At 71.2% G+C, this 26,352-nt stretch carries 25 protein-coding genes and 2 pseudogenes; 9 read left to right on the forward strand and 18 right to left on the reverse strand.

Annotation, left to right across the window (positions count from 1 at the left end):
- The first annotated feature begins 143 nt into the window (after window positions 1-143).
- Together ACZ7J0_RS11175 and ACZ7J0_RS11180 are read left to right on the forward strand one after the other, a co-directional pair.
- Window positions 144-713 carry a VanZ family protein gene (locus ACZ7J0_RS11175; RefSeq protein WP_470886188.1) on the forward strand — a complete coding sequence of 190 codons (570 nt, stop codon included), beginning with the start codon at window positions 144-146 and terminating at the stop codon, window positions 711-713.
- Between the two features lie 91 nt (window positions 714-804).
- Complete coding sequence (locus ACZ7J0_RS11180; protein ID WP_468708095.1) at window positions 805-1,005, forward strand: PspC domain-containing protein; 201 nt, start codon at window positions 805-807, stop codon at window positions 1,003-1,005.
- A 30-nt stretch (window positions 1,006-1,035) separates the two neighbouring features.
- Here the strand turns inward: ACZ7J0_RS11180 and ACZ7J0_RS11185 are convergent, their stop codons facing one another.
- The 3 genes from ACZ7J0_RS11185 to ACZ7J0_RS11195 all read right to left on the reverse strand — a co-directional run bounded on the left by ACZ7J0_RS11185 (window position 1,036) and on the right by ACZ7J0_RS11195 (window position 3,499).
- Window positions 1,036-1,749: a hypothetical protein gene (locus tag ACZ7J0_RS11185; protein WP_470886189.1), complete on the reverse strand. Its 714-nt coding sequence runs from the start codon at window positions 1,747-1,749 to the stop codon at window positions 1,036-1,038.
- A gap of 82 nt (window positions 1,750-1,831) precedes the next feature.
- Window positions 1,832-2,215 carry a hypothetical protein gene (locus ACZ7J0_RS11190; protein WP_470886190.1) on the reverse strand — a complete coding sequence of 128 codons (384 nt, stop codon included), beginning with the start codon at window positions 2,213-2,215 and terminating at the stop codon, window positions 1,832-1,834.
- Between the two features lie 129 nt (window positions 2,216-2,344).
- Window positions 2,345-3,499, reverse strand: coding sequence for an adenosine deaminase (locus ACZ7J0_RS11195; RefSeq protein ID WP_470886192.1), 1,155 nt, complete (start codon window positions 3,497-3,499; stop codon window positions 2,345-2,347).
- Window positions 3,500-3,614: 115 nt separating this feature from the next.
- Between ACZ7J0_RS11195 and ACZ7J0_RS11200 the strand changes: the two genes are divergently transcribed.
- Window positions 3,615-4,394, forward strand: coding sequence for an alpha/beta hydrolase (locus ACZ7J0_RS11200; RefSeq protein WP_470886193.1), 780 nt, complete (start codon window positions 3,615-3,617; stop codon window positions 4,392-4,394).
- Between the two features lie 36 nt (window positions 4,395-4,430).
- Here ACZ7J0_RS11200 and ACZ7J0_RS11205 read toward each other — a convergent pair whose 3' ends face one another.
- Window positions 4,431-5,384 (reverse strand): LysR family transcriptional regulator, encoded by a 954-nt coding sequence (locus tag ACZ7J0_RS11205; protein ID WP_470886194.1) that lies wholly within the window; start codon window positions 5,382-5,384, stop codon window positions 4,431-4,433.
- Between the two features lie 62 nt (window positions 5,385-5,446).
- Here ACZ7J0_RS11205 and ACZ7J0_RS11210 point away from each other — a divergent pair, with 62 nt between their 5' ends.
- Together ACZ7J0_RS11210 and ACZ7J0_RS11215 are read left to right on the forward strand one after the other, a co-directional pair.
- Complete coding sequence (locus ACZ7J0_RS11210) at window positions 5,447-6,724, forward strand: MFS transporter (protein WP_470886195.1); 1,278 nt, start codon at window positions 5,447-5,449, stop codon at window positions 6,722-6,724.
- A 129-nt stretch (window positions 6,725-6,853) separates the two neighbouring features.
- Window positions 6,854-7,831, forward strand: a complete 978-nt coding sequence (locus tag ACZ7J0_RS11215; RefSeq protein ID WP_470886196.1) for a sigma-70 family RNA polymerase sigma factor — start codon at window positions 6,854-6,856, stop codon at window positions 7,829-7,831.
- Between the two features lie 2 nt (window positions 7,832-7,833).
- Here the strand turns inward: ACZ7J0_RS11215 and ACZ7J0_RS11220 are convergent, their stop codons facing one another.
- The 10 genes and pseudogenes from ACZ7J0_RS11220 to ACZ7J0_RS11265 form a co-directional block, all read right to left on the reverse strand.
- Window positions 7,834-8,115 carry an STAS domain-containing protein gene (locus ACZ7J0_RS11220; RefSeq protein WP_470886197.1) on the reverse strand — a complete coding sequence of 94 codons (282 nt, stop codon included), beginning with the start codon at window positions 8,113-8,115 and terminating at the stop codon, window positions 7,834-7,836.
- A gap of 243 nt (window positions 8,116-8,358) precedes the next feature.
- Complete coding sequence (locus ACZ7J0_RS11225) at window positions 8,359-9,636, reverse strand: thymidine phosphorylase (protein ID WP_468708111.1); 1,278 nt, start codon at window positions 9,634-9,636, stop codon at window positions 8,359-8,361.
- Between the two features lie 90 nt (window positions 9,637-9,726).
- On the reverse strand, window positions 9,727-10,119 hold the full coding sequence (locus tag ACZ7J0_RS11230) for a cytidine deaminase (protein ID WP_470886198.1): 393 nt from the start codon (window positions 10,117-10,119) through the stop codon (window positions 9,727-9,729).
- The gene (locus tag ACZ7J0_RS11235; protein WP_470886199.1) at window positions 10,116-11,405 is read right to left on the reverse strand and encodes an ABC transporter permease; all 1,290 of its coding nucleotides are present in this window, start codon (window positions 11,403-11,405) and stop codon (window positions 10,116-10,118) included. The genes ACZ7J0_RS11230 and ACZ7J0_RS11235 overlap by 4 nt, the downstream gene beginning before the upstream one ends.
- Complete coding sequence (locus ACZ7J0_RS11240) at window positions 11,402-12,514, reverse strand: ABC transporter permease (protein WP_468708116.1); 1,113 nt, start codon at window positions 12,512-12,514, stop codon at window positions 11,402-11,404. Before ACZ7J0_RS11240 ends, ACZ7J0_RS11235 begins: the two co-directional genes overlap by 4 nt.
- Complete coding sequence (locus ACZ7J0_RS11245) at window positions 12,511-14,082, reverse strand: ABC transporter ATP-binding protein (protein WP_470886748.1); 1,572 nt, start codon at window positions 14,080-14,082, stop codon at window positions 12,511-12,513. The genes ACZ7J0_RS11240 and ACZ7J0_RS11245 overlap by 4 nt, the downstream gene beginning before the upstream one ends.
- Before the next feature lie 179 nt (window positions 14,083-14,261).
- Window positions 14,262-15,302: a BMP family lipoprotein gene (locus tag ACZ7J0_RS11250; protein WP_470886200.1), complete on the reverse strand. Its 1,041-nt coding sequence runs from the start codon at window positions 15,300-15,302 to the stop codon at window positions 14,262-14,264.
- Window positions 15,303-15,582: 280 nt separating this feature from the next.
- A complete protein-coding gene (locus ACZ7J0_RS11255; RefSeq protein ID WP_470886201.1) occupies window positions 15,583-16,815 on the reverse strand; it encodes an amidohydrolase in 1,233 nt (410 codons plus the stop codon).
- Between the two features lie 139 nt (window positions 16,816-16,954).
- Window positions 16,955-18,055, reverse strand: a complete 1,101-nt coding sequence (locus tag ACZ7J0_RS11260; protein ID WP_470886202.1) for a hypothetical protein — start codon at window positions 18,053-18,055, stop codon at window positions 16,955-16,957.
- Window positions 18,052-18,213 (reverse strand): annotated as a pseudogene (locus ACZ7J0_RS11265) (N-acetylneuraminate synthase family protein); the annotation flags it as partial. The gene ACZ7J0_RS11260 and the pseudogene ACZ7J0_RS11265, both read right to left, overlap by 4 nt.
- Here ACZ7J0_RS11265 and ACZ7J0_RS11270 point away from each other — a divergent pair.
- Window positions 18,205-19,086, forward strand: a pseudogene (locus ACZ7J0_RS11270) (polysialyltransferase family glycosyltransferase); the annotation flags it as partial. The pseudogenes ACZ7J0_RS11265 and ACZ7J0_RS11270 sit on opposite strands and share 9 nt — an antisense overlap.
- Before the next feature lie 183 nt (window positions 19,087-19,269).
- Window positions 19,270-19,704 (forward strand): VOC family protein, encoded by a 435-nt coding sequence (locus ACZ7J0_RS11275; protein WP_470886203.1) that lies wholly within the window; start codon window positions 19,270-19,272, stop codon window positions 19,702-19,704.
- 63 nt (window positions 19,705-19,767) lie between these two features.
- Here ACZ7J0_RS11275 and ACZ7J0_RS11280 read toward each other — a convergent pair whose 3' ends face one another.
- On the reverse strand, window positions 19,768-20,442 hold the full coding sequence (locus tag ACZ7J0_RS11280) for a TetR/AcrR family transcriptional regulator C-terminal domain-containing protein (RefSeq protein ID WP_470886204.1): 675 nt from the start codon (window positions 20,440-20,442) through the stop codon (window positions 19,768-19,770).
- 76 nt (window positions 20,443-20,518) lie between these two features.
- Between ACZ7J0_RS11280 and ACZ7J0_RS11285 the strand changes: the two genes are divergently transcribed.
- Window positions 20,519-21,919, forward strand: a complete 1,401-nt coding sequence (locus tag ACZ7J0_RS11285) for an FAD-dependent monooxygenase (RefSeq protein ID WP_470886750.1) — start codon at window positions 20,519-20,521, stop codon at window positions 21,917-21,919.
- On the opposite strand, the gene ACZ7J0_RS11290 is transcribed toward ACZ7J0_RS11285, so the two are convergent.
- From ACZ7J0_RS11290 to ACZ7J0_RS11300, 3 genes are all read right to left on the reverse strand, one after another.
- Window positions 21,909-22,721 carry a MerR family transcriptional regulator gene (locus ACZ7J0_RS11290; RefSeq protein WP_470886205.1) on the reverse strand — a complete coding sequence of 271 codons (813 nt, stop codon included), beginning with the start codon at window positions 22,719-22,721 and terminating at the stop codon, window positions 21,909-21,911. The two genes, ACZ7J0_RS11285 and ACZ7J0_RS11290, sit on opposite strands and share 11 nt — an antisense overlap.
- A 36-nt stretch (window positions 22,722-22,757) precedes the next feature.
- Window positions 22,758-23,411 carry a leucine efflux protein LeuE gene (gene leuE, locus ACZ7J0_RS11295; protein WP_470886206.1) on the reverse strand — a complete coding sequence of 218 codons (654 nt, stop codon included), beginning with the start codon at window positions 23,409-23,411 and terminating at the stop codon, window positions 22,758-22,760.
- A gap of 65 nt (window positions 23,412-23,476) precedes the next feature.
- Complete coding sequence (locus tag ACZ7J0_RS11300) at window positions 23,477-25,057, reverse strand: acyl-CoA mutase large subunit family protein (protein WP_470886207.1); 1,581 nt, start codon at window positions 25,055-25,057, stop codon at window positions 23,477-23,479.
- Between the two features lie 251 nt (window positions 25,058-25,308).
- On the opposite strand from ACZ7J0_RS11300, the gene ACZ7J0_RS11305 reads away from it, so the two are divergent.
- Complete coding sequence (locus tag ACZ7J0_RS11305) at window positions 25,309-26,148, forward strand: L,D-transpeptidase family protein (RefSeq protein ID WP_470886209.1); 840 nt, start codon at window positions 25,309-25,311, stop codon at window positions 26,146-26,148.
- Window positions 26,149-26,352 lie beyond the last annotated feature (204 nt).

A 26,352-nucleotide genomic window follows, 5' to 3' on the forward strand; every position in this document is an offset into this window, starting at 1 on the left:
GGCGGCGCCCCCTTCCCGTGCCCTTCCCACGAGGGGCTTCACAGCGGCTTCCCCGCGGCTTCCCGGGGGCTTCGGACGGGTGTCGGACGGGCTTCACGCGAGGGAACGGAACCGATCCCGCCGCCCGTCGCGTCTTGGGTGGCGTGCAGCGTCAAGGCTCGGCCGGCAGTGCCGTCATCCACTACCGCGTGGCGGGGGTTCTCCTCCTCCTCGCGCATCTGCTGCTCGTGGGCTGGCTCACGCTGCGCCCACTGGACGTCGCCTGGGTGACGGCGCCGAATCTGGAACCGCTCGCCGGCATCAAGGCGGACGTCGCGCTGGGGCCCACCCGGGCCGCCCGGCGCCTGGGTGAAGGGGTGCTGCTGCTCGCCCCGCTCGGTGTCCTGCTGCCCCTGGCGGGCGGCCGTCTCGATGTGTCGCCGTGGGCCTCTCTGGCCCGTACGGTCGCCGCGGGCGCGCTGGTGTCCCTGGGGATCGAGCTGCTGCAGACGGGCGTGCCGGGGCAGGTCGTCGACATCGACTCGCTCCTGCTGAACACCGCCGGGGTGGCCCTCGCGCACCTCGCCGTCGTCCCGGCGGGCCGGGCGCGACTGCGCCGCCGCCGTCGGCGCTCCTCCCCACGGACCAGGCGCGGTCGGGGGGCGGCCCTGCTGCGGGAGGACACGTCTCAGGGGCCGACCCCGACGATTCCCAGGGTCGGGATCGCCCCGTAGAGCGACGCTTCGTCCCCCTGGCCAGGGCGAGTATGGAGTCATCGGGAGCCCGATGGAGCGGCTCCCACGAAGGACTCTCGAGGAGACCACCATGGCCGCGATCGCTCGCCCCCGTGACGGACGCATGATCGGCGGAGTGTGCGCAGCGCTGGCGAGGCGCTTCGGCACCTCGGCGACCACGATGCGCGTGATTTTCGTGGCCTCGTGCCTGCTGCCCGGGCCGCAGTTCCTGCTGTACCTGGCGCTCTGGATCCTGCTGCCCTCCGAGAAGACCGCTTCCACCGCGTGGTAGCCCCAGCTGCCCCTCGGGGGCAGGTCCGGGTCAGTCGGCGCGCATCCGGGAGACCTTCTCCAGCTGCTTGTCGATGACCTCGGCGGGGACACGCGGGTCGGTGCGGTCCGCGATGTCGAGCGCCATGAAGCGGGCCACGGTCGATCCCGAGCGGATCACGACCATGTGGATCGGCGCCTTGAATCCCTTGGTGGCCCCGGTAGTGGTCCAGCTGACGATCTCGTCGCCGGCCGCGGACTGGGAGACGGCGCGCACGTCGGAGTACCGGCCGCTCTGGCCCTGGAGGGTCGCCGTGAAGCCCGAGCGGCACGCGGCGACGGCGGCGCGGAGGTCGGCGAGGAGCCGGCGGGCGTGATGGGGCGCGTAGGAACTGAGTGAGGCGGAGATCGCGAGCCCGAGGCGCTTCTGGGAGCCCAGACCCCTGTTGACCGTGTCGCGGGCGTCGGGGCTCGGCCGGTCGCCCATGACATCGGCGAGCGCCTGGCAGCGGGGGGTGTCGGCGGTGGGCCGTCCGGCCGGCGCGGCCGGGTTCTTCTGGGTGGACACCTGGTAGCCGGGCAGGTCCCCGGTGATGAGCGCGGCCGACTTCAGCGGGGAATCGCCGCTCTTCGCGGGGGGCTTGGCGGTGTACCAGTCACCCCGGGGCTTTTCCTGCGCACTGGTGCAGGCGCTCGCGAGAAGCAGGGCCGGGACGACGCAGGCCCTGATGATTGGCGCGGACAGTCCGACTGACTTCGCGTTCATGGACGGATCGTGACGGATCGTGGCACGGACCCCAAGGGGCACACGCCCTGTAAGGGTGTGTGCCCCACGGATGGCCGGTGTGTCAGCCGCCGAGCGGAACGCCGTTGAGCGGCAGGCCGCCGAGGAGCCCGGCGGCCTGGGTGAGGCCGGAGAGCTGGCCGACGGCCTCAGCGGACGGAAGGACGTTGGTCGCCTGCTGGCCGACGAGGGGCAGCGCCGTCTGACCGACGAGGGGCAGCGCCGTGCGGGTGCCGTTGGCGATGGCCTTCTGACCGTTCTCGACCGACTCGGCCGTGCCCCCCGGAAGGTTGGAGAGGACCTCCGCGACCGGGAGCTTTCCCGTCACGGTCTCGAGGGCGGAGGAGGCGTCGGGAAGGGACGCGGCGGACGCCGAACCGGCGGCGGCAGCGGCGAAGGCGGCACCGAGGGCGGCGGCACCGAGCGTCTTGGCGGCAGACTGCTTCATCGAGATTCGTCCTTGAGGGAATTCGGGGAATGATGAGCGACTCTGCAAGCTAGCCAGTGGATCTACCCGTCCGCAAACACCTGAAAGCGACCGGGAATCGTGTCTCCCGGCCGCTTCCAGAGGCGTCGATCAGCTCACATCGGTGACAGAACCGCTGGTCGTGGCGGTCTGACGGAACAGCCATTCGGATTTCAACTCGGCGTAACCGGGCTTGATCACGTCATTGATCATTGCGAGGCGTTCGTCGAAAGGAATGAACGCTGATTTCATCGCATTGACTGTGAACCACTGCATGTCGTCGAGTGTGTAGTCGAACGTCTCGGTCAGCAGCTCGAATTCACGGCTCATGCTCGTGCCGCTCATCAACCGGTTGTCGGTGTTGACAGTGGCGCGGAAGTGCAGACGCCGCAGCAGCCCGATGGGGTGTTCGGCGTACGAGGCGGCGGCCCCGGTCTGCAGGTTCGAGGTGGGGCAGAGCTCCAGCGGGATGCGCTTGTCGCGTACGTACGCGGCGAGCCGGCCGAGGGTCACCGTGCCGTCCTCGGCCACGTCGATGTCGTCGATGATGCGGACGCCGTGGCCGAGGCGGTCGGCGCCGCACCACTGGAGGGCCTGCCAGATGGACGGCAGGCCGAAGGCTTCGCCCGCGTGAATCGTGAAGTGGTTGTTCTCGCGCTTGAGGTACTCGAAGGCGTCGAGGTGACGGGTGGGCGGGTAACCCGCCTCCGCGCCCGCGATGTCGAAGCCGACGACGCCCGAGTCGCGGTAGCGGTTGGCGAGTTCGGCGATCTCCAGGGCGCGGGCGGCATGCCGCATCGCGGTGAGGAGTGCCCCGACGCGGATGCGGTGGCCGTTCTTCCTGGCCCGCCGCTCTCCGGCCCGGAAGCCCTCGTTGACCGCCTCGACGACTTCTTCGAGGGTGAGGCCGCGCTCCAGGTGCTGCTCGGGGGCGTAGCGCACCTCCGCGTACACGACGCCGTCCTCGGCGAGGTCCTCGGCGCACTCGGCGGCGACGCGGACGAGGGCCTCGCGGGTCTGCATGACGGCGCAGGTGTGCGCGAAGGTCTCCAGATAGCGTTCCAGCGAGCCGGAGTCGGCGGCCTCGCGGAACCAGATGCCGAGCTTGTCGGGCTCGGTCTCGGGCAATCCGTCGTAGCCGGTCTCGCGGGCGAGCTCGATGATGGTGCCGGGACGCAGTCCGCCGTCGAGGTGGTCGTGGAGCAACACCTTCGGGGCGCGGCGGATCTGGTCCGCGGTGGGGACGTTGAGGGTCTGGCTCGTCATTTCGGCACTCTAGCCCCTACGCGCGTAGAGAGAGCCTCCTCGCACCGCTTGTCGATACGTAACAGTGACCGCGCGGACGGGTGGCGTACACCTCGGCTTCTGAGACTGTTCTGCCATGGCGCACTACGCACTCGTGGGCACGACCGGTACGCGAAACCCCCGGCTGGGGCGGGCCATCAGGGCGACGGGCACGGCGGCGGCGGAGGTCGGAGGGGTGGTGCTGCTGCTGCCGGACGGCGAGGCGGTGTCCCCACGCGGCGCGTCGGCGCTGGCGCACGCGGCGGCGCTGCCGCTGGCCCGCCGGCTGGTGCGGGCGGGCGCGGCGGAGGGTCTGGTGGCGCATGTGGTGCGCTACCGGGGACGCGGCTGGAACGGTACGGACGCGCAGCTCGCGGCGGACGCCTCATGGGCGGCGTCGGAGGTCGTACGGCGCTACGGCGACGTCCCCGTCTGTCTGGCCGGGCACGGCATGGGCGCCCGCGCGGCGCTGCGGTCGGCGGGGCACACGGCGGTCAACTCGGTGCTGGCCATGGCTCCCTGGCTGCCTGAGGACGATGTGGCGGCCGAGCCGGAGCCGGTGCGGCAGCTCGTCGGGCGGCGCGTGATGGTCGTGCACGGCACGAACGACGCGCGGACGGACCCGGAGTTGTCCTTCCGGCTGGCCGAGCGGGCCAAGAAGGCCAACCGCGACACCTGCCGCTTCGAGGTCCACTCGGACGGCCACGCGCTGCGCCAGCACCACACGGAGGTCCTGTCGCTGGCGGCGGACTTCGTCCTGGGCTCGCTCTTCACCCGCCCGTACGCCCGCCCCGTCGCGGACGCGCTGGCGGCGCCGCCGCCGCTGGGGCTGCGGATGCCGCTGGCGGCCGGGTTCGGGCGGTCCCTGCGGTCGTAGGCGGCAGCGGGCGTGGGGCCGGGGAGCCGGTCGGCGTCACTCCGGGAGGAGGCTGCCCCGCTTGGACAGCAGGAACTTCTTGAAGGCGGCGACCGGCGGGGTGTCCGGGTGGCCGTCCAGCCAGGCCACGCCGATCTCGCGGACGGCGCGCGGCGCGGTGACCGTCAGTTCGACGACTCCGGGGCGCGGGACGGCGGGCGGCGGGAGCAGGGCCACGCCGAGCCCGGCCGCGACGAGTCCCCGGAGTGTCTCCGCCTCCTCGCCCTCGAAGGCGACGCGCGGTGTGAACCCCGCCTCCGCGCAGAGGTCGTCGGTGATGCGGCGCAGTCCGTAACCCGGCTCCAGGGTGACGAAGGTTTCGTCCGCGGCCTCGGCGAGGCGGATGCGCTTGCGCGTGGCGAGGCGGTGGTCGTCGGGGACCACCAGCCGCAGGCGCTGCTCGTCGATGCGGCGGGCGACCAGGTCGGGCGCGTCGGGGACCGGGGAGGTCAGGCAGAGGTCCAGGTCGCCGGCGCGCAGGCGCTCGATCATCGCCTCGCCGTAGTTCTGCACGAGCGTGAAGCGGACCCTGGGGTGGTCGACCCGGAACGCCCGGATGAGGCCGGGCACGGTCTCGGAGCCCATGGTGTGCAGAAAGCCGAAGGCGACCCGGCCGGCGGTCGGATCCGCGTCGGCCCGCACCGAGTCGGCGGCCTTCTCGACCTCGCCCAGGGCCCGCTCCACGGAGGCGAGGAAGGTGCGCCCGGCCGGGGTGAGCGAGACCGTCCGGCCCCTGCGGGCGAACAGCGCGACTCCCAGGTCCTGTTCGAGCCTGACCATCGCGCGCGACAGGGTGGACTGGGGCACACCCATCTCCTGGGCGGCGCGCGTCACGTGCTCGTGGCGGGCGACGCCGGCGAAGTACGCGAGACGCGGCGCGAGCAGCAGCCCCATGTCTTCTTCGTTACTGTTCGGTGACAGCCACTTCTGTGACCTGTACTCATGCGCCATGGGAACGATTAAAGCCGTTCCGTGCATTGGACGCATCAGAACCGCGTGCCTACCTTCGACGTATGCCTTCTGCCAGTACCAAGGCGTCCACCACCACAGCAGTGGACGCCGACCTGCGTCTTTCTCCCGGCCGTCCCGGCTACCGCCGGATGAGCTTCGCGCTCTTCGCCGCCGGGGTCGCCACCTTCGCCCTCCTCTACTCCACCCAGGCCCTGCTGCCCGCCGTCTCCGCCGGCTTCGGCGCGAGCGCGTCCGCGGCCAGCTGGACCGTCTCCGCCGCGACCGGTGCGCTCGCGCTGTGCGTGCTGCCGATGAGCGCCCTGTCGGAGCGTTTCGGGCGGCGCGCGGTGATGACCGGCTCGCTCGCCGTCGCCGTCGTCGTCGGCCTTCTGGTCCCGTTCGCGCCGAGCCTGGAGTGGCTGGTGGCGCTGCGCGCCGTCCAGGGTGCGGCGCTGGCCGGGCTTCCCGCCTCCGCGATGGCGTACCTCGCCGAGGAAGTACGGCCGAAGGCGCTGATCGCCGCGATCGGTCTGTTCGTGGCGGGCAACAGCATCGGCGGGATGAGCGGCCGGATCGTCACCGGCTGGGTGGCGCAGCTGTGGGGCTGGCGGGCAGCGCTGGGTGCGGTGGGGCTGATGGCTCTGGTGTGCGCGGTGGTGTTCCGGATGATGCTGCCGAAGGCGCGCCACTTCCGTCCCGGCTCGCTGAACCCCCGGGCACTGGCCAAGACCGTGCGGACCCACCTCGCGGACCCGCTGCTGCTGCGGCTCTACATGATCGGCGCGCTGTTCATGACCGTGTTCGGCGCGGTGTACACGGTGATCGGTTACCGCCTCGTGGAGGCGCCCTTCTCGCTCCCGCAGGGTGTGGTCGGCTCGATCTTCCTGGTCTATCTCGTCGGTACGGTCTCTTCCGCCGCGGCGGGCAAGCTGGTCGGCCGCCTCGGCCGGCGCGGGGCGCTGTACCTGGCCGTGGGAACGACGACGGCGGGCCTGCTGCTGTCGCTCGCGGACGACCTCGCCGCCGTACTCCTCGGCCTGGTCCTGATCACGGCGGGCTTCTTCGCGGGTCACGCGGTCGCCTCCTCGTCCGTGAGCCGTACGGCGAAGACGGGCCGGGCGCAGGCCTCGGCTCTCTACCAGTCCGCGTACTACCTGGGCAGCAGCGCGGGCGGCACGCTCGGTGCGATCGCCTTCCACAGCGGCGGGTGGGCCGGCACGGTCCTCCTCGGCCTGGTCGCGGTCCTCGGCGTCGTCTCGGTCACGCTGTACGGCTCCCACGCGGCGCGGGTGCGGGAGCGGGGGGAACGCCGGCTGTTCCTGGCGACGGCCCAGCGCTGACACCGGCGACGTGGTCGCGGGCGCCGGATCGGCCTGAGCGACCGCGTTCCGTCGGCCGATGTCAGTCCCCTGCTGTAGCTTCCCAAGGGTCGGTGACGACATGGCACTTGGGCGACAGAGGTGGACCCGATGAGCGATCCGGCAGTACCGCAGGACCTTGATTCCTCGCTGGAGAAGTACCGCACCGAGCTGACCGGCTACTGCTACCGGATGCTCGGCTCCGCGTTCGAGGCCGAGGACGCGGTGCAGGACACGATGGTGCGGGCCTGGCGCAGCTACGACAAGTTCGAGGGGCGTTCGTCGTTGCGCTCGTGGCTCTACCGGATCGCGACCAACGTCTGTCTGGACTCGCTGAACGCCGGGAACAGGCGGGCCCGCCCCATGGACCTGACGGCGGCCACGCCGGTCGCCCAGGCGCAGCTCAACTCCCGGCCGGAGATCACCTGGCTGGAGCCGGTGCCGGACGGGCGGGTGCTGCCGTCGGTGACGGACCCGGCGGAGACGGCCGTCGCCCGGGAGTCGATCCGGCTGGCGTTCGTCGCGGCGCTCCAGCATCTGCCGCCCAAGCAGCGGGCCGTGCTGATCCTGCGGGAAGTGCTGGCGTGGAAGGCCTCCGAGGTCGCCGAGCTGCTCGACACGTCGGTCGCCTCGGTGAACAGCGCGCTGCAGCGTGCGCGCGCCACGCTCGCCGAGTCGGAGCCGGCCGCGTCGGACACCGCCGACCCGCTGGACGAGGAGCAGCGCCGGCTTCTGGAGCGCTATGTCGCGGCCTTCGAGGGGTACGACATGAAGGCGCTGACCGCGCTGCTCCACGAGGACGCGACGATGTCCATGCCGCCCTACGACCTGTGGCTGCGGGGCCACGACGACATCGTGGGCTGGATGCTGGGCGTGGGCGACGTCTGCCGCGGCTCGCGGCTGGTCCCGACGGTCGCCAACGGCAGCCCGGCGTTCGCGCACTACCACCCCGACCCCCAGGGCGGCTTCAGCCCGTGGGCGCTCATCGTCCTGGAGATGGCGGACGGGAAGATCGACGGGATGTCGTTCTTCCTGGACACCAAGCGGTGGTTCCCGCTCTTCGATCTGCCCGATTCGCTGGAGGCCTGACGTCACAGCGGGCCGGACAGGCCTGTCAGGTTCAGCAGCAGCCGCAGCTCCCGTCCGGCGTTCCGGTACCGAAGATCGTGACCGAGCCGCCGGGCGGTGAGCCGCAGACGGGCCAGCGCGTCGACGGTGGCCAGATCGGCGTGAGTGAGCGCGCCGAGGTCGCACACCACCTCGGTGGCGTCGATGCCGTTCAGCCGTGCGCCCAGGTCGGCGCAGAGCCTCGGCACATCGGCGCGCGTGATCCGGCCGGAGACGTAGAGAACGATCGGTTGCGTGGCATCCACACCAGGAAGACCCGCGCGAGCGCCGGAACTCATCGGAGGGGGCGCGGCGGCGGGTCTTCGCAGGGGCGGGGGCGCCGCCGGTCGAGGGGAACGCGCTGGTGTCGAGGGTCAGGTCGAACGGCTCGGGCAGCCGGGTGTCGCGCTCATGGCGGTCTCCTCTGTCGGTGCGTCACCGACTCCGGCATGCCGAACGGGACCGGTGGGGTCCACCGGTCCCGTTCGTCCGAGGGAGGGAGCCGCAGGTCAGGCGATGCGGTCCAGCACGATCGGGTTCGGGGTGAACGCCGTGCCCGACGGGGAGACGTCGTAGGCCGACTCCAGGGACTTCAGGGCGTACGCGAACTTCTCCGGGGTGTCCGTGTGCAGGGTCAGCAGCGGCTGGCCGGCGGTGACCGTGTCGCCCGGCTTGGCGTGGAGCTCGACGCCCGCACCCGCCTGGACCGGGTCCTCCTTGCGCGCGCGGCCCGCGCCGAGGCGCCAGGCGGCGATGCCGACGTCGTAGGCGTCGAGGCGGGTGAGGACGCCCGAGGAAGGGGCCGTCACGACGTGCTGCTCGCGGGCGACGGGGAGCGTCGCGTCCGGGTCGCCTCCCTGGGCCGCGATCATGCGGCGCCAGACGTCCATCGCGGAGCCGTCGGCGAGGGCCTTGGCCGGGTCGGCGTCCTTGATGCCGGCCGCGTCGAGCATCTCGCGGGCGAGGGCCAGGGTGAGTTCGACGACGTCGGAGGGGCCGCCGCCGGCCAGGACCTCGACGGACTCGCGGACTTCGAGCGCGTTGCCGGCGGTGAGGCCGAGAGGGGTGGACATGTCGGTGAGCAGGGCGACGGTCCTGACCCCGCTGTCCGTGCCGAGCGCGACCATGGTGGAGGCCAGTTCGCGGGCGTCCTCGATGGTCTTCATGAAGGCACCGGTGCCGACCTTGACGTCCAGGACCAGCGAGCCCGTACCCTCGGCGATCTTCTTCGACATGATCGAGGAGGCGATGAGCGGGATGGCCTCCACGGTGCCGGTGACGTCGCGCAGCGCGTACAGCTTCTTGTCCGCGGGGGCGAGACCGTCGCCGGCCGCGCAGATGACCGCACCGGTGGTGTCCAGGACGGAGAGCATCTCCTCGTTGGACAGCAGCGCGCGCCAGCCGGGGATGGACTCCAGCTTGTCGAGCGTGCCGCCGGTGTGGCCGAGGCCGCGGCCGGACAGCTGCGGGACCGCCGCGCCGCAGGCGGCGACCAGGGGCGCCAGCGGCAGGGTGATCTTGTCGCCGACGCCGCCGGTGGAGTGCTTGTCCGAGGTGGGGCGGGAGAGCGAGGAGAAGTCCATGCGCTCGCCGGAGGCGATCATCGCGGCCGTCCAGCGGGCGATCTCGTCACGGTTCATGCCGTTCAGCAGGATCGCCATGGCCAGCGCCGACATCTGCTCGTCGGCGACCTCGCCGCGGGTGTACGCGTCGATGACCCAGTCGATCTGCTCGGGGCTCAGCTCGCCGCGGTCCCGCTTGGTGCGGATGACGGAGATGACGTCCATGGCTTTCCTCCAGAGTGGCCAAAGGTGGCTCTACGCGCATAGAGAAGGGTAGGGGAACGGCCCTTCCCGAGAGGGGAAGGGCCGTCGCGGTTACTTCAGGTGCTGCGGCCCGAAGGCCTGGGGCAGCATCTCGGAGAGCGGCAGGATCCCCAGCGGGGTGTCCACCAGAAGATCCGGCCCACCGAACTCGAACAGCAGCTGGCGGCACCGGCCGCACGGCACGAGGACCTCGCCCAGACCGTCCACGCACGCGAAGTGCGTCAGCCGGCCACCGCCGGTGGCCTGGAGTTGGGAGACGAGGCCGCACTCCGCGCACAGCCCGACGCCGTACGAGGCGTTCTCGACGTTGCAGCCGGTGACGGTACGGCCGTCGTCGACCAGAGCGGCGGCACCGACCGGGTAGCCCGAGTAGGGGGCGTACGCGTGGGACATCGCCTCGCGGGCGGCCGCCCGCAGCTCGGCCCAGTCCGCGTCGGAGGTCACTTGCCCTGGCCCTTCCGGTAGCGCATGCCGTCCGCCTTGGGCATCCGCAGCCGCTGCGCCGAGAGCGACAGCACGAGCAGGGTGACCACGTACGGGGTGGCGCTGACGAACTCGGTGGGCACGGTGTCCGTAGCGAGGTACCAGATCAGCACGCCCACGGCGATGACCGCGCTGACCCCGGCCACGATCCAGCTCTTGCGGTACGCCTTCCAGACCGCGAGGACCACGAGGACCGCCGCCAGCAGCAGAAGCAGCGCGTGCACGGACTGGCCGCCGCTGCGCAGCTGGAGGGCGTCGGCGAAGCCGAACAGGCCCGCGCCCATGGCCAGACCGCCCGGACGCCAGTTGCCGAAGATCATCGCGGCGAGGCCGATGTAGCCGCGTCCGCCGGTCTGGCCCTCGTTGTAGATGTGCGAGGTGACCAGCGACAGGAAGGCGCCGCCGAGGCCCGCCATGGCGCCCGAGACGATCACGGCGATGTACTTGTACGTGTAGACGTTGACGCCCAGCGACTCGGCGGCGATCGGGTTCTCGCCGCAGGAGCGCAGCCGCAGACCGAACGACGTCTTCCACAGCACCCAGTACGTGCCGATGACCAGCAGCACCGCGGCGATGGTCAGCAGCGAGAGGTTGGTGACCAGGCCGCCGAGGATGCCGGCGATGTCCGAGACGAAGAACCAGTGGTGCGCCTCGATCGAGTGCAGCCAGTCGGAGACGCCGGGGACGGTCACCGAGGTGATGTCCTCGGCCGGCGGGGACTGCTTGGGGCTGCCGCCCTTGGCCGCCGCCTCGCCCGAGTTGAACCACAGCTTGGCGAAGTAGGTCGTAACACCGAGCGCCAGGATGTTGATCGCGATGCCGGAGATGATGTGGTCGACACCGAAGGTGACGGTCGCGACGGCGTGCAGCAGACCGCCGAACATGCCCCCGAGGACGCCGGCGAGCACGCCGAGCCAGGGGTTGGTCTGCCAGCCGGCCCAGGCGCCGAAGAAGGTGCCCAGGATCATCATGCCCTCGAGGCCGATGTTGACCACGCCCGCGCGCTCGGACCACAGACCGCCCAGACCGGCGAGGCCGATCGGCACGGCCAGCGAGAGGGCCGCGCTGATCTGGCCGGCCCCGGTGAGGTCCTCGGCGCCGGTGATGGCCCGCGCCGCGGAGAGCGCGAGCAGGGATCCCGCGACGATCAGCAGGATGACCGGCAGGGAGAGGCGGGTGCGGCCGCCCTTGCCGCCGGCCACCTTGGGGGCCGCGGGCGGCGGGGTGGAAGTCGCCGTGGCGGTCACGCCGACACCTCCGTCTTGTCGTTGGTACGGGCCTGGGCGGCGAGCTTCTCGCCGACCTGCCGCTGCTGGCGCTTGAGGCCGTAGCGGCGGACGACTTCGTAGGCGATGACGACGCAGAGCACGATCACGCCCTGGATGACGCCGACGATCTCCTTGTCGTAGCCCTCGAATTCGAGCTTTCCGCTGCCCCGCTCCAGGAAGCCCCAGAGGATGGCGCCGAGCGCGATGCCGATGGGGTGGTTGCGGCCGAGCAGGGCGATGGCGATACCGGTGAAGCCGATGCCGACGGGGAAGTCACCGCTGTACTCGTACGAGTCGTTGAGCAGCGTCGGCATACCGATCAGGCCGGCCATGGCGCCGGAGATCAGCATGGAGGTGACGACCATCTTCTTGACGTTCACGCCACTGGCCTCGGCGGCCGAGTCGGACTGGCCGACCGTGCGCAGGTCGAAGCCGAAGCGGGTGCGGGACAGGACGAACCAGTACCCCACGCCGGCGACGACGGCGATGACCAGGAAGCCCCAGATGGGGTCCGGCGTCGTCGGGAAGTCGAAGAAGCGGGAGGACTCAGGGAGCGGGGTCGTCGACACCTTCGTACCGGCCTCGTCCAGGTGACCGAGACGGCCGGGCTGGAGGAGATAGCCGATGATGGCCGTCGCGATCATGTTGAGCATGATCGTGGAGACGACCTCGCTGACACCACGGGTGACCTTGAGGGTGCCCGCGATGCCCGCCCACATCGCTCCGACGATCATCGCGGTGATGATGATCAGCGGAATCTGCACGATGCCGGGCAGTGTGAGCGCGCCTCCGAGCGCCGCGGCGAAGAACGCCGCGAGCCGGTACTGACCGTCGACGCCGATGTTGAACAGGTTCATGCGGAAGCCGATGGCCACCGCCAGACCGGCCAGGTAGTACGTCGTCGCCTTGTTGATGATGTAGACCTGGCTGTCCGACTTCAGGCCGTAGTCGAACATGATGCCGAACGCGTTGAACGGCTCCTTGCCGGTGGCCACCAGCACGAGGGCGGTGACCAGGAACGCGGCGACCACCGCGAGCAGCGGTGCCGCGATCCCGAGGAGCAGCCGCTCCTTGTCGATCTTCTTCATCGGGCCTCGTCCTCCGGGGCTTCCGCGTCGTGCTCGAGGTGGCCGCTGACGGCGCCGGTCATGGCCGAGCCCAGCTCCTCGGGGGTGATGGTGGCCGGGTCGGCGTCCGCGACCAGCCGGCCGCGGTACATCACCCGCAGGGTGTCCGACAGGCCGATCAGCTCGTCGAGGTCGGCGGAGATCAGCAGAACCGCCAGGCCTTCGCGGCGCGCGGCCCGGATCTGGTCCCAGATCTGCGCCTGGGCGCCGACGTCCACACCACGGGTGGGGTGCGCGGCGATCAACAGCTTGGGGTCGTGGCTCATCTCGCGGCCGACGATCAGCTTCTGCTGGTTGCCGCCGGAGAGGGAGGCCGCGGTGACGTCGATACCGGGGGTGCGGACGTCGTACTCGCGCACGATCCGCTGGGTGTCGGCGCGGGCGGCCTTGATGTCGAGAACGGCGCCCTTGGAGTTGGGCTTTTCGGTCACATGGCCGAGGATGCGGTTCTCCCACAGCGGCGCCTCGAGCAGCAGGCCGTGGCGGTGCCGGTCCTCGGGGATGCAGCCCATGCCGTCCTCGCGGCGCTTGCGCGTCGGGACGTGGGTGATGTCGTCGCCGTCCAGGGTGATCACACCGCCGTCGAGCCGCCGCATGCCCATGATGGCGTCGACGAGCTCGGACTGGCCGTTGCCCTCGACACCGGCGATGCCCAGGACCTCGCCCTTGTGGATGGTGAAGCCGATCCCGTCGAGCACCGAGCGGACGACCCCGTCGGGGTCGACGGCGCTGAGCGTCAGTCCGTCGACCGTCAGCATCGGCACCTCGGTGACCGTGGACTCGCGCGTCTCGGGCGAGGGCAGCTCACTGCCGACCATCAGCTCGGCGAGCTGCTTGGGCGTGGTGCTCTTCGGGTCGGCGGTACCGACCGTCGTGCCGCGTCGGATGACGGTGATGTCGTCGGCGACGGACAGCACCTCGCCCAGCTTGTGCGAGATGAAGATGACGGTGAGGCCCTCGGCCTTGAGCTCGCGCAGGTTGTCGAAGAGCGCGTCGACCTCCTGCGGGACGAGCACCGCGGTCGGCTCGTCGAGGATCAGGGTGCGGGCGCCGCGGTAGAGGACCTTGAGGATCTCCACGCGCTGACGGTCGGCGACACCGAGGTCCTCGACGAGGACGTTCGGGCGGATGCCGAGGCCGTACGCGTCCGAGATCTCCTTGATCCGGGCGCGGGCGCGGTCGCCGATGCCGTGCAGCTTCTCGGAACCGAGGACCACGTTCTCGAGGACGGTGAGGTTGTCCGCGAGCATGAAGTGCTGGTGGACCATGCCGATGCCGCGGGCGATGGCGTCGCCCGGGTTCGAGAACGAGACCTGCTCGCCGTCCACCGCGATGGTGCCCTCGTCCGGCCTCTGCATGCCGTACAGGATCTTCATCAAGGTGGACTTGCCCGCGCCGTTCTCGCCGACGAGGGCGTGGACGGTGCCGCGGCGCACGGTGATGTCGATGTCGTGGTTGGCGACGACACCGGGGAATCGCTTGGTGATGCCGCGGAGTTCGACGGCTTGGGTACTGCTGGAGGCTTTGATGGCGCACTCTCCTAGGCAGGGAGCGGAGGAGCAGAGGCGGTGTGGTGGCGAAAACTACCGCGTCGGTGGAACGCTACGCGCGTAGCGTCTGCGAAAAAGTACAACTGTCCGCGGGCGGACGTGAGTCGGGGCCCGGAGAGTCGGCCGAAGCCGCTCTCCGGGCCCCGTCACATGGCGGGTCAGGTCGTCGTCTTCACCTTGATGGTGCCGTCGACGATCTTCTTCTTGGCCTCGTCGAGCTTGGCCTGGACGTCCTTGAGGTGGTCACCCGTGGTGGTGAGGGAGACACCGTTCTCGGCGAGCGAGTAGGAGTGCGTGCCGGTCAGCGGCTTGCCGTCCTTGACGGACTTGACCAGCTCGTAGACGCCGGTGTCGACGTTCTTGACCACGGAGGTCAGGATCGAGGAGGCGTACTTGGACAGGGCCGGGTCCTTGGCCTGGTCCGAGTCGACGCCGATCGCCCAGGAGCCGGGCTTGGCGGCCACGGCCTCGATCGCGCCGGCGCCGGAGCCGCCCGCGGCGGCGAAGATCACGTCGATGCCCTTGTCGAGCATGCCCTTGGCGGCGGCCTTGCCCTTGTCCGGGGCACCGAAGCCGGAGAGGTCCGTACCGGTGGTCAGGTACTGGATCTGGACCGTGGCCTTCGGGTTCGTGTCCTTGACGCCCTGCTCGTAGCCGGCGGCGAACTTCTTGATCAGCGGAAGGTCCACACCGCCGATGAAGCCGACCTTGCCGTCCTTCGACTTCAGCGCCGCGGCGACACCCGCGAGGTAGGAGCCCTGCTCCTCGGTGAAGACGATCGAGTCGACGTTCTTGTTCGGGGAGACCGAGTCGATCAGACCGAAGGTGGTCTTGGGGTACTTCGCCGAGACCTTGTCGAGCGCGTCCTTGTACGCGAAGCCGACACCGATCACGGGGTTGTAGCCGCCCTCGGCGAGCGAGGCGAGGCGCTGCTCGCGGTCGGCCGGGGTCTCACCGTTCTTCGCGGTGAGCTCCTTGGCCTCGGCGCCGAACTCGGCCTTGGCCTTGTCCAGGCCACGGGCGGCGGAGTCGTTGAAGGAGTTGTCGCCACGGCCGCCGACGTCGTAGGCCATGCCGATCTTGAGCTTGCCCTTGTCGGAGCCCGTGTCCTCCGTGGAGGACTCGCCGCACGCGGTGGCGGTGACAGCGAGGGCCGCAGTCGCGATGGACGCGGCAACGATCTTGGATACCCGGCGCAAGAGGAGGGTCCCTTCGAGACTGACCGAAAGCGCCTCTTCCGGCGCTGGTTTCGCGGCGATCGTAACGCGCGTAGATGTCAGTTAAGGACCCGTTCATGAGTCGTTATCGGATCGTCGCGAACAGGCCGTGTCGGGGCGGTCCGGCGAAGCCCTTGCGATGCCGGGCCGCCGCCTCCGGAAAGCCTGCCACGGGCGGCGCGCCCGCGTCGTATCACCGGACGGCGTGTCCGCCGCGCGCCGCTCGCGGAAGTCGACTCTCGGCCAGTTCCGCGGCCCCTGATCAGACCCTGTCGAGCAGCGCTGCGGCGGTGAAGAGCTCGACCCCCACCTGGATCGCCCGTTCATCGGCGTCGAAATCACCGCAATGGAGGTCCCGCCTGGCGGTGTCGCCCGGCCTGCGGACGCCGAGGCGTGCCATCGCGCCCGGGACGTGCTCCAGGTACCAGGAGAAGTCCTCGCCTCCGAGGCTCTGCTCGGTGTCCTCGATCGCATACGGTCCGCGGCGCAGCGTCATCGCGTCCCGCAGCAGCTCGGTGACGGCCGGATCGTTGACGACCGGCGGGACGCCCCGGATGTAGTTGATCTGCGACTTGGCCCGGTGCAGGGTCGCGACCTCGTCGATCGCGGCGTGCACCAGATCCGGCGCCTCCCGCCAGCCCGCGAGGTCGAGGCAGCGGACGGTGCCGGAGAGCTCGGCGTGCTGGGGGATGACATTGCACGCGTGGCCCGCCTCGATACGGCCCCAGGTGACGGCGAGGCCCGAGCGGGCGTCGACGCGGCGGGACAGCAGGGCGGGGACCTCGGTGGCGACCTTGGCGGCGGCCGTGACCAGGTCGGTGGTCAGATGCGGCCGGGCGCTGTGACCGCCGGGGCCGTCCAGCGTCACTTCGAGGCGGTCGCAGGCGGAGGTGATGGGCCCGGCCCGCAGTCCGATCCGGCCGGCGTCGACCCGGGGGTCGCAGTGCACCGCGATGATCCGGCCGACCCCGTCCAGTACGCCCGACTCGATGGCGTCGGGCGCCCCGCCGGGCAGCACCTCCTCGGCGGGCTGGAAGATCAGCCGCACGGCGTGGGGCAGCAGGCCCTGCCGGTCGAGCGCGGCCAGGACCAGGCCCGCGCCGAGGACCGTGGTGGTGTGCACGTCGTGGCCGCAGGCGTGGGCGCGGTCGGGCACGGTGGAGCGGTACGGGACGTCGGCCTTGGTGTCCGGGATGGGCAGCGCGTCGATGTCGGCGCGGATCGCCAGCATGGGCCGCTCCCGGTCCCACGTCCCGATGTCGCAGACGAGGCCGGTGCCGGTGTCGAGGACCCTCGGGACGAGGCCCGCGGCCTCGAGCCGGGTCTTCAGCGCGGCGGTGGTGCGGAACTCCTGGTTTCCGAGCTCCGGGTGCATGTGCAAGTCCCGGCGGAAGGCGATCAGTTCGGCGCGCAGGGGTTCGGCCAGTGCGCCGGGCAGGGGCGCGTCACCGGCGGGCAGGTCGGCTTCGGACTCGCGGGACTTCAACTGGTTCACCTTTTGAAGAGTAGGCCCCCCGGGGGTGCAACTGCCCGTCGATCAACAAAAGTTCAGTCCGATAGGGGAAGGAAAGGGCACGCTGTCACGCATGCCCGTCCTCCGGGGTGGGTATGCTCGCCCGAATCGGGACCCCGGCTCAGGCCGGCGCCGCCAGGCGGTGCACCTCCCCGGCCGCCGTGCCCGTGACGCCCTCCAGGAAGCCCCTGGCGCGCGGTGAGGCCGTCTGTCTCAGCCACTCGGGGGCGATCTCGCACACCGCGATGCGCACACCCGTGCCCGCCAGGGCCAGCGGCAGCGTGTGCACGACGGTGGAGGGGAAGCTGAGGACCGTGCGGCCGATGGGGCCCCGGCGGGCGATCAGCTCCAGCGGGAGATCCGGGCGGACGATCTCCAGGCCGGTCTCGACGGCGATCCGGCGGAGCTTCTGGACGCTTTCCCGGCGGTGCGCGAAGTAGCGGGTGGCGCCCTGGGTCCCGGCCAGGGAGGCGACGGCCTCGGCGTACTGGTCCGGGTCGACCACGCCCGTCTCGACGAGTGAGGTGCCCACGAGGTCCGCGCCCCGGGTGATCCGGGGCGGACCGAAGCGGGAGCGGGTCCAGTGGAAGTGGTTCGGCAGGACGGTGGTGCCCGGGGGCGGCTCGACGGGGAGCGCCGTGAAGATCTCGACGGTGCGGTGGCGGCCGGGGGCCAGACGACGGCGGGCGAGCGCCCCGACCGGGGCGAGGGCCAGGTCGCGCGGGCCCCGGCTGCCGCGCCGGTGCCAGCGCACGAGCCGCTCGCCGCCGACGAGCTGGGCCGCGAACTCCATGGTGGCGGTGCCGTCGTCCACGACGGTGAGCCGGGGCGCGCGGACGAGGGCGAGAAGCAGCTGGACGTAGCGCGAGAACGGGTCGCCGATGATGACGCGGTCCGCCCGGTTCAGCCGCGGAACGAGCTCGCGCAGGGTGCGCACGACGTCCCCGGCCCCGCCCCTCGCCTCCTGCCAGCGCACCTTGACGCCCTCGTCCCTGGCCAGATCGGCCATCCGACGGAGCTGGCCGCGGGACATCGGGTCGGTCGGCGGCAGGACCACGACGGTGAGGTCGCCCGCACGGCCCGCGCGCCTCGGGGCAGGCGCGGGGGCATCGCGGTGGGCGGGTGCCTGGGCCGGGATGACGGGGAGCACGGGGGCGTGGGCCCACTCGAGGACGTTCAGGAGCTGGACCGGGCTCTCGACGAACGCCAGCTGTCCGGTCATGCCGCCACGAGGCCCTGGACCCGGCGGAGCTTCCTCATCGGGCCGAGCTCGGAGTCGTACACCTTCTTGATGCCGTCGCCGAGGGCCGTCTCGATGGTGCGGATGTCGCGGACCAGCCGCTGGAGGCCGCCGGGCTCGACGGACGCCGCCTGGTCGGAGCGCGGGTGCGGCGGGTCCTCCACCTGGACCTGGTGCCCGGGCTCACACCGCTGCTGCTGGCCGAGTTCGGGGCGGCCCCCCGTCTCGTACCGACCGACGCCTTCACCAAGGCCGTCGCCGAACTGGCCGAGGAGGAGCCGGAGTCGGAGCGGGACGCGCCGGTGCTCCTGCTCGGGCAGTACCTGTCCGCGCTCGGCATCCTCTCCGCCGCCGAGGAGGAGGCGCTGCACGTACGGATGGTGCGCGGCGCGGTCGTCCTCGGGCACAGCCGGCTCCTCTTCAAGCCGCACCCGAGCGCGCCCGCCTCCTGGTCCCGGACGCTGGAACGGGAGGCGGAGGCGCTCGGCGCCGAACTGACCGTCCTGGAACGGCCGGTACTCGCCGAGGTCCTGTACCGGCGGCTGCGGCCGGCGCTCGTCGTGGGCTGCTTCTCGACGGCGCTGATGACGGCCAGCACGTTCTACGGGATCCCGGTCGCGCGGATCGGCACGCGGTCGCTGCTGGAGCGGCTGGTGCCGTACCAGAACAGCAACCGGATCCCGGCGACGATCGTGGACGCCCTGCTGCCGGACCTCGACGACCCGAGGGCCGTGACGGACTGGGCGCCGCCGTCGCCCGACCATGTCGCCGGGGAGCTGGCGGGGCTCGTCGCGGCGGTCGGCTTCGCGATGCAGCCGCAGATCAGGGCGGATCTGCGGGGGGCGGCGGAACGCTATCTGACGACGCGTGCGGACCCGCGCCTGTGGCGCTACTTCACACGCCGCCGGCTGACGGTCCTGGGCCTTCCGGGGGGACTGCCGGTCCCGCGGCACGCGGTGGTGCGCAGGATGGCCCGTCGGGCCAGGCGGCTGAAGAGGGCGGCGCTGGGATGACGTCGGCCGCCGGACGCGGGCGGGACGGCGCGGAACGGCGGGATCGCCCGGACAGGCGGCGCGGCGTGTCGCGGTAGGGCGTTGCCCGGTGACTCGGGGAGCCCGGCGGGATCGCCCGGACAGGCGGCGCGGCGCGGCCGAATCCGCCGCGCCGGGAGCGAGGGGGCTCAGTAGGGTCGGGCCATGGCATACACCTTCCAGGTAACGGTTGACTCGTCCGACCCGCACACGCTCGCCGACTGGTGGGCCGACGCCCTCGGCTGGGAAGTGGAGCCGAGCGACGAGGAGTTCATCCGCCGGATGGTCGAGGAGGGTCACGCGAGCGAGGACGACACCACCACCCACCACGGCACGCTCGTCTGGAAGGTCGGCGCCGGGATCCGTCACCCGGAGGGCCTGGAGCGGGCGCCGCGCGTCCTCTTCCAGCGCGTGCCGGAGCCCAAGACGGTGAAGAACCGTGTCCACCTGGACGTGCGTACCGGTGACGACGACGCCCGGGCCGTGGTCGAGCGGCTCCTCGCGAAGGGCGCCACGTTTCTCCACGAGGGCCGGCAGGGCCCCTTCGCCTGGACCACACTCGCCGACCCGGAGGGCAACGAACTCTGCGTGTCGCGATAGGGCGGCCGGGGGCGCGGAGCTCCATGCGGAGGCGCGCCGGGTCCGCGGCCGCGCCCGGCGGCGCTACCGTCCGGGCCCGCCTCCACCGCCCCGCAGGTATCGGGCCGACGCACCCGCCACGATCAGCTGGAGGCCCTCCTCGAACTGCCGGTCGTAGTCGGTGAAGATCTCCCCGCCCGCCGCGGCCGCCAGCGGGTAGTCGGCGAGCCTGGCGGCGCGCTCGTCGACGTCGAAGCCCTCCCGGCGCTCGTCCGGCATGGGCACGACGCCCTGTTCCTCACTGACGAAACCCATGGTGAACGCGTACGCCGTGCCGCCGGTCCGGATGGCCTCGGCCAGGGTGAAGCCCGCGTCGGTCATGGTGCGCAGATGGCCCTCGAGCGCGGGGGCGTGATCGGTGCCCGTGAAGCGGGCGCCCGCGTACACCTTCGCGCCGTCCCGGTGACGGAGCAGCTCCGCGCGCAGCGTGCGGCAGAACGCGACGAGCTGCTGCTGCCAGCCGCCGGGCGGGTCGGCCCGCAGGGGCGTTGCGCTCATGCGGCGGTTCATCTCCGTCGCCATCTCGTCGAGCAGCTCCTGCTTGTTCTTGAAGTGCCAGTAGAGCGCGGGCGCCTTGACGTCCAGCTCCTTGGCGATGGCGCGCAGGGTGAGCCCGTCGAGCCCCACCTCGTTCAGCAGGCGCAGCGCCGTCGCCGTCACCTTCGTCCGGTCCAGCTTGTCCGCTCGTTCTCTCACCACCTTGACAACTTAACAGTGTTAAGGCCAAGGTCTGAACATGGCACTTAACAGCGTTAAGGAAATGAGCGTGAGCGACATGCCCGCAGCCGTCGACGTGTTGATCGTCGGCGCGGGCCCCACCGGACTCGTCCTCGCCGCCGACCTGGCCCGGCGCGGCGTGCGCGCCCTCGTCGTCGAGAAGGCCGAGGGACTCTTCCCGGGCTCGCGCGGCAAGGGACTCCAGCCGCGCACCCTGGAGGTGTTCGACGACCTCGGGGTCGTCGACCGGGTGCTCGCGGCGGGCGGCTTCGCGCCCATCGGCATGGTGTGGGACAACGGTCGGCGCCAGGGCGAGCACGACATGCTCCGCGGCGGCGAGGCCTCTGAATCGGAGCCGTACGGCCGGGCCTGGCTGATCCCGCAGTGGCGGACCCAGGAGATCCTCTTCGACCGCCTCACCGAGCTGGGCGGCCACGTCGCGTTCGGCGCCGCCCTGACCGGCCTCACCCAGGACGCGGACGGCGTCACGGCCGAGCTCTCCACCGGCGCTTCCGTGCGCGCCGCCTACGCGGTCGCCGCCGACGGCGGCCGTTCCACCGTCCGCTCCGTGCTCGGCATCGCCATGCACGGCGAGACGGTCGACCCGGCGCCGATGATCGTGGCGGACGTACGGCTCCGCCCCGAGGCGCTCGACCGCGACCACTGGCACATCTTCCCCGGCGCTTCCGGCACGTCCGGTTACGCGGCCCTGTGCCCGCTGCCCGGCACCGACGACTTCCAGCTGGTCGCCCAGACCACCGAGCGGGACGTACGGGCGGTGGTGGCCGCGCGGACCCATCTGGAGGCCGCCGACGTCACCGAGGTCCGCTGGTCCTCGGAGTTCCGGCCGCGCGCCGCCATGGCCGAGCGCTTCCGCGCGGGCCGCGTCTTCCTCGCGGGCGACGCCGCCCATGTCCACTCCCCGGCCGGCGGCCAGGGCCTCAACACCAGCGTGCAGGACGCCTACAACCTGGGCTGGAAGCTCGGCCAGGTGCTGCGCCACCGCGTGGACCCGGCCCTTCTCGACACGTACGAGGAGGAGCGCCTGCCGGTCGCCGCCGGGATGCTCGGCCTGTCCACACGTATCCACCGCGGCGAGGAGCAGCGGGGCGAGGCCACCCGGCAGCTCGGCCTGGGCTACCGCGGCGGCCCGCTCGCCGAGGGCGCCGCCGGCGCCCTGGAGGCCGGCGACCGGGCGCCCGACGGGCGCCTGCCGGACGGGGGCAGGCTCTTCGGCCTCTTCCGGGGGCCGCACTTCACGCTCCTGGCCGTCGGGACGGACGCGGAACTCCCGCAGATCGACCCCGAGAGGGTGCACACGCATCGCGTCGAGGCGTGTGAGGCATACGGGAAGGGGTTGTTCCTGGTCCGTCCCGACGGCTATGTCGGGTGGGCGGGCGAGGACGCCCGGGGACTCGCCGGGTACCTCACCCGCGTCACCGCGGCGGTCAGGCCGTGACGACCGGCTCCTGGAGCTCGGTGATCCACCGGCTGGTGTCGTCCGGGCACTCCAGATACAGCTCGCGGGCGTATCCGGCCGAGCGGTAGCCGTGGGTGTCGATCCAGGTGGCCAGCGTCTGGGCCGTCGGCAGGATGTCGTCCATGGGGCCCCGGTGGACCACGGTGGCCGCCCGCTCGATGCCGGGCAGCACGACGACCTCGAACTCCCCCACCGCGCCGGCCCCCACCTGGAGTCCGGCGTGGACGGTGACGCCGCCGCCGGGGGCGTCCTCGTAAGTGGCGACCCCGGGGCCGGTCGGGGTCACCCCGGCGGCCTCCAGCCGGCGGCACAACCCGTCGTAGAGCGGGCCGATCACCGGGGTGATGTCGTCCGGCCCGAAGCTCGCGGCGGTGCCGCTCAGCCGGGCCAGCCGGACGGAAGGAACGCTCTTCAGCACGACGTCGGTAGCGGACATGTGTCCCTCGCTCTCGATCGCACGGAGTCTCGCCTCGACCTGGGCCAGCCCGGCGGCGGCCGCCGCCCTCGCCGCTTCCAGCTCGGCGCGGCGCAGCCGGAGCATCCCGCGCAGCTCGTCGGCGCCGAGCTCCTCGTCGAGGATCGACCGCACCTGATCGAGCGTGAAGCCGAGGTCCTTGAGCGCGATGACGCGGTTGAGCCGGGCGAGCTGACCGGCTTCGTAGAAGCGGTAGCCACTGTGCGGGTCGACACGGGCGGGGCGCAGCAGCCCGACGGCGTCGTAGTGACGCAGCATCCGGACCGACACCCGGCCGTGTCTGGCGAAGTCTCCGATGGTGAACATGACGCTCTTACCTCACGGCCTCACACGGTGTGAGGGTCAAGCGCCCGCCAACGAGAGCTTGGCGGCGAAGCCGAGGAAGAGGGCGCCGGCGGCCGTGGTGGCCCCGGCCGAGAGCCGCCTGCGGCGCCGGAACGCGGCGGCGAGCCGCGTCCCGCCGAATATCAGCGTCGTGAGGTAGAGGAAGCTGCCGAGCTGCAGCAGGGCGCCGAGGACCAGGAAGGACAGGGCCGGATAGGCGTAGCCGGGATCCACGAACTGCACGAAGAAGGAGATCAGGAAGAGGATCGCCTTCGGGTTGAAGAGGCTGATGATCAGAGCGCGGCGGTACGGGTTCTCCCCCGCGGCGGCCGGAGCCCGCTCGGACTCCTCGGCCGGCGCCTCGCCGCGCGTGCGCCACATGCTCCAGGCGGCCCGCAGCATGCCGATCGCCATCCAGGTCAGATAGCCCGCTCCCGCGTACTTCACGATCATGAAGAGCAGCGGCGTGGTCTGGAGCAGCGAGGCCGCGCCGAGGGCGGCGAGCGTCATCAGGACCGTGTCACCGGTGAAGACCCCGGCCGCGGCCTTGTATCCGGTCCGGGTGCCCTTGCGGGCGGCGACGGACAGGACGTACAGCGAGTTCGGCCCCGGCAGAAGGATGATGAGGACGAGACCCGCGAGATAGGTCGGAAGATCGGTGACACCCAGCATGGAACGGAGTGTCGCACGGGGGTACGACACTCCGCTGTGATGTGCGACCCAGGGCCGGACAGGCCTCAGAACGCGTCGGACGGGACGTACGTGCCCCACACCTCCCGCAGCGCGTTGCACACCTCCCCGACCGTCGCCCGCGCCTTGAGCGCGTCCTTCATCGGGTACAGCACGTTGTCCGTGCCCTCCGCGGCCTTCTTGAGCTCCGCGAGGGCCGCGTCCACCGCCGCCTGGTCGCGTTCGGCGCGCAGCCTGGCGAGCCGTTCCGCCTGCTGGGCCTCGATCGCCGGGTCCACCCGCAGCGGCTCGTAGGGCTCCTCGACGTCCACGGTGTAGCGGTTGACACCGACCACCACGCGCTCGCCGCTGTCCGTCTCCTGGGCGATGCGATAGGCGGACCGCTCGATCTCGCTCTTCTGGAAGCCCCGCTCGATGGCGTTCACCGCGCCGCCGAGGTCCTCGACCTTGGTCATCAGCTCCAGCGCCGCCGCCTCCACGTCGTCCGTCATCTTCTCCACCACATACGACCCGGCGAAGGGGTCGACGGTGGCGGTGACGTCGGTCTCGTACGCCAGCACCTGCTGGGTGCGCAGGGCGAGGCGGGCGCTCTTGTCGGTCGGGAGCGCGATGGCCTCGTCGAAGGAGTTGGTGTGCAGCGACTGAGTGCCGCCGAGGACGGCCGCGAGGCCCTGGACGGCGACCCGGACCAGGTTGACCTCGGGCTGCTGGGCGGTGAGCTGCACACCGGCGGTCTGGGTGTGGAAGCGGAGCATCTGCGACTTGGGGTTCTTCGCGCCGAACTCCTCCTTCATCACACGGGCCCAGATCCTGCGGGCGGCACGGAACTTGGCGACCTCTTCGAGGATGGTGGTGCGCGCCACGAAGAAGAAGGAGAGGCGCGGCGCGAAGTCGTCGACGTCCATGCCCGCGGCGACGGCCGTACGGACGTACTCGATGCCGTCGGCGAGCGTGAACGCGATCTCCTGCGCGGGTGACGCCCCCGCTTCGGCCATGTGGTAGCCGGAGATCGAGATCGTGTTCCACTTCGGGATCTCGGCCCGGCAGTACTTGAAGATGTCGGCGATCAGCCGCAGCGAGGGCTTCGGCGGGAAGATGTACGTGCCGCGCGCGATGTACTCCTTGAGCACATCGTTCTGGATGGTGCCGGTGAGCCGGTCGGCGGGGACGCCCTGCTCCTCGCCGACGAGTTGGTAGAGGAGCAGCAGCAGAGCGGCCGGGGCGTTGATCGTCATCGAGGTGGAGACCTTGTCCAGCGGGATGCCGCCGAACAGGACGCGCATGTCGTCGAGCGAGTCGATGGCCACACCGACCTTGCCGACCTCACCGGAGGCGATCGCCGCGTCCGAGTCGTGCCCCATCTGCGTGGGCAGGTCGAAGGCGACGGACAGGCCCATGGTGCCGTTGGCGATGAGCTGCTTGTAGCGGGCGTTGGACTCGACGGCGGTGCCGAATCCGGCGTACTGCCGCATGGTCCAGGGCCGGCCCGTGTACATCGAGGGGTAGACACCGCGGGTGAAGGGGTACGAGCCCGGCTCGCCCAGCTTCCGGTCGGGGTCCCACCCGTCCAGGGCTTCCGGTCCGTAGACCGGTTCGATGGGCAGTCCCGATTCCGACTCGCGCGACATGTCTGCGCCTCCCGATAGAACCTACTCGCTGGTAACGACCCTCGCGACGGACTGTAGCGGCGGGCGTGCGACGGGTGGAGAGCCGCGCGCTGGGACCTTGCTCACAGGCTTCCGGAAGGGTGTAATCAGCCGGCCACCGCCCAGCATGCGCCGCACGGCGCAACCAAGCACGCGCGGGAAGCATCCATACGTGTACACAGTCGTCCCGGGGGGCAATCATGCGCCGTAATTCCGTCATATTCAGAGCCGCCATGGCAGCCGCCGCGATCGCGCTGGCCACCGGCTGCAAGGCCCAGGCCGCGGGCTCTGCCGAGCTGCCGTCCGCGGCTCCCTCGTCCGCCGCGCCGTCGACCTCCGAGCCGTCGTCGGCCGCCCCGTCCTCCTCTGCCCCGTCGACCGACGACAAGCCCTCCGGCTCCGCCTCCCCGTCGGCGTCGCCGACCGAGGAGAAGCCGAAGGCGAAGGTGCTGATGGCGGAGGGGACGGAGAACGAGCAGGTCCGCGAGTTGCAGGCCCGGCTGCGCCAGCTCGGCTACTTCCACCGCAGCCCCACTGCCTTCTACGGCTCGATGACCTCCTCGGCGGTGTCCGCCTTCCAGAAGAAGCGCGAGCTGCCCTCCACCGGCTCGGTGGACGAGGTGACGTGGCAGCGGCTGCTCGGGATGACCCACAAGCCGACCGCCGACGAGCTCAAGCCGCCGACCACCCACAAGCTGGACACGCCCGACCCGCGCTGCATGACCGGTCGCGTGCTGTGCATCAGCAAGGAGAGCCGGACGCTGGCCTGGATGATCGACGGCAAGGTCGTCTCGTCGATGGACGTCCGCTTCGGCTCGGAGAACACCCCGACCCGCGAGGGCACGTTCCAGGTCAACTCCAAGAGCCGTAACCACGTCTCGACGATCTACCACACGCCCATGCCGTACGCGATGTTCTTCAGCGGCGGCCAGGCGGTGCACTACTCCTCGGACTTCGCCGCCCGCGGCTACGCCGGGGCTTCGCACGGCTGCGTCAACGTCCGGGACAGGGGCAGGATCTCGGCCCTCTTCGACCAGGTGAAGGTCGGCGACAAGGTCGTCGTCCACTGGTGAGGGGCTGAAGGAGAAGGGGCGCGGGCGGGACCGGGGGAACGTGTCCCGCCCGCGCCATGTGCGCTGAGCCGAAGGTACGGGGGGAACCCCGGCTCTGCGCGGCCGATGACCAGTCGGCTCACTCAGTACTGCGTCACGGGGCGAAAAAACGTCACACCGTGCGCGGAAAAGAGTGAACACGCAGGTCAGAGGGCATGAGGGTAA

Source organism: Streptomyces sp. NPDC038280 (assembly GCF_055600045.1).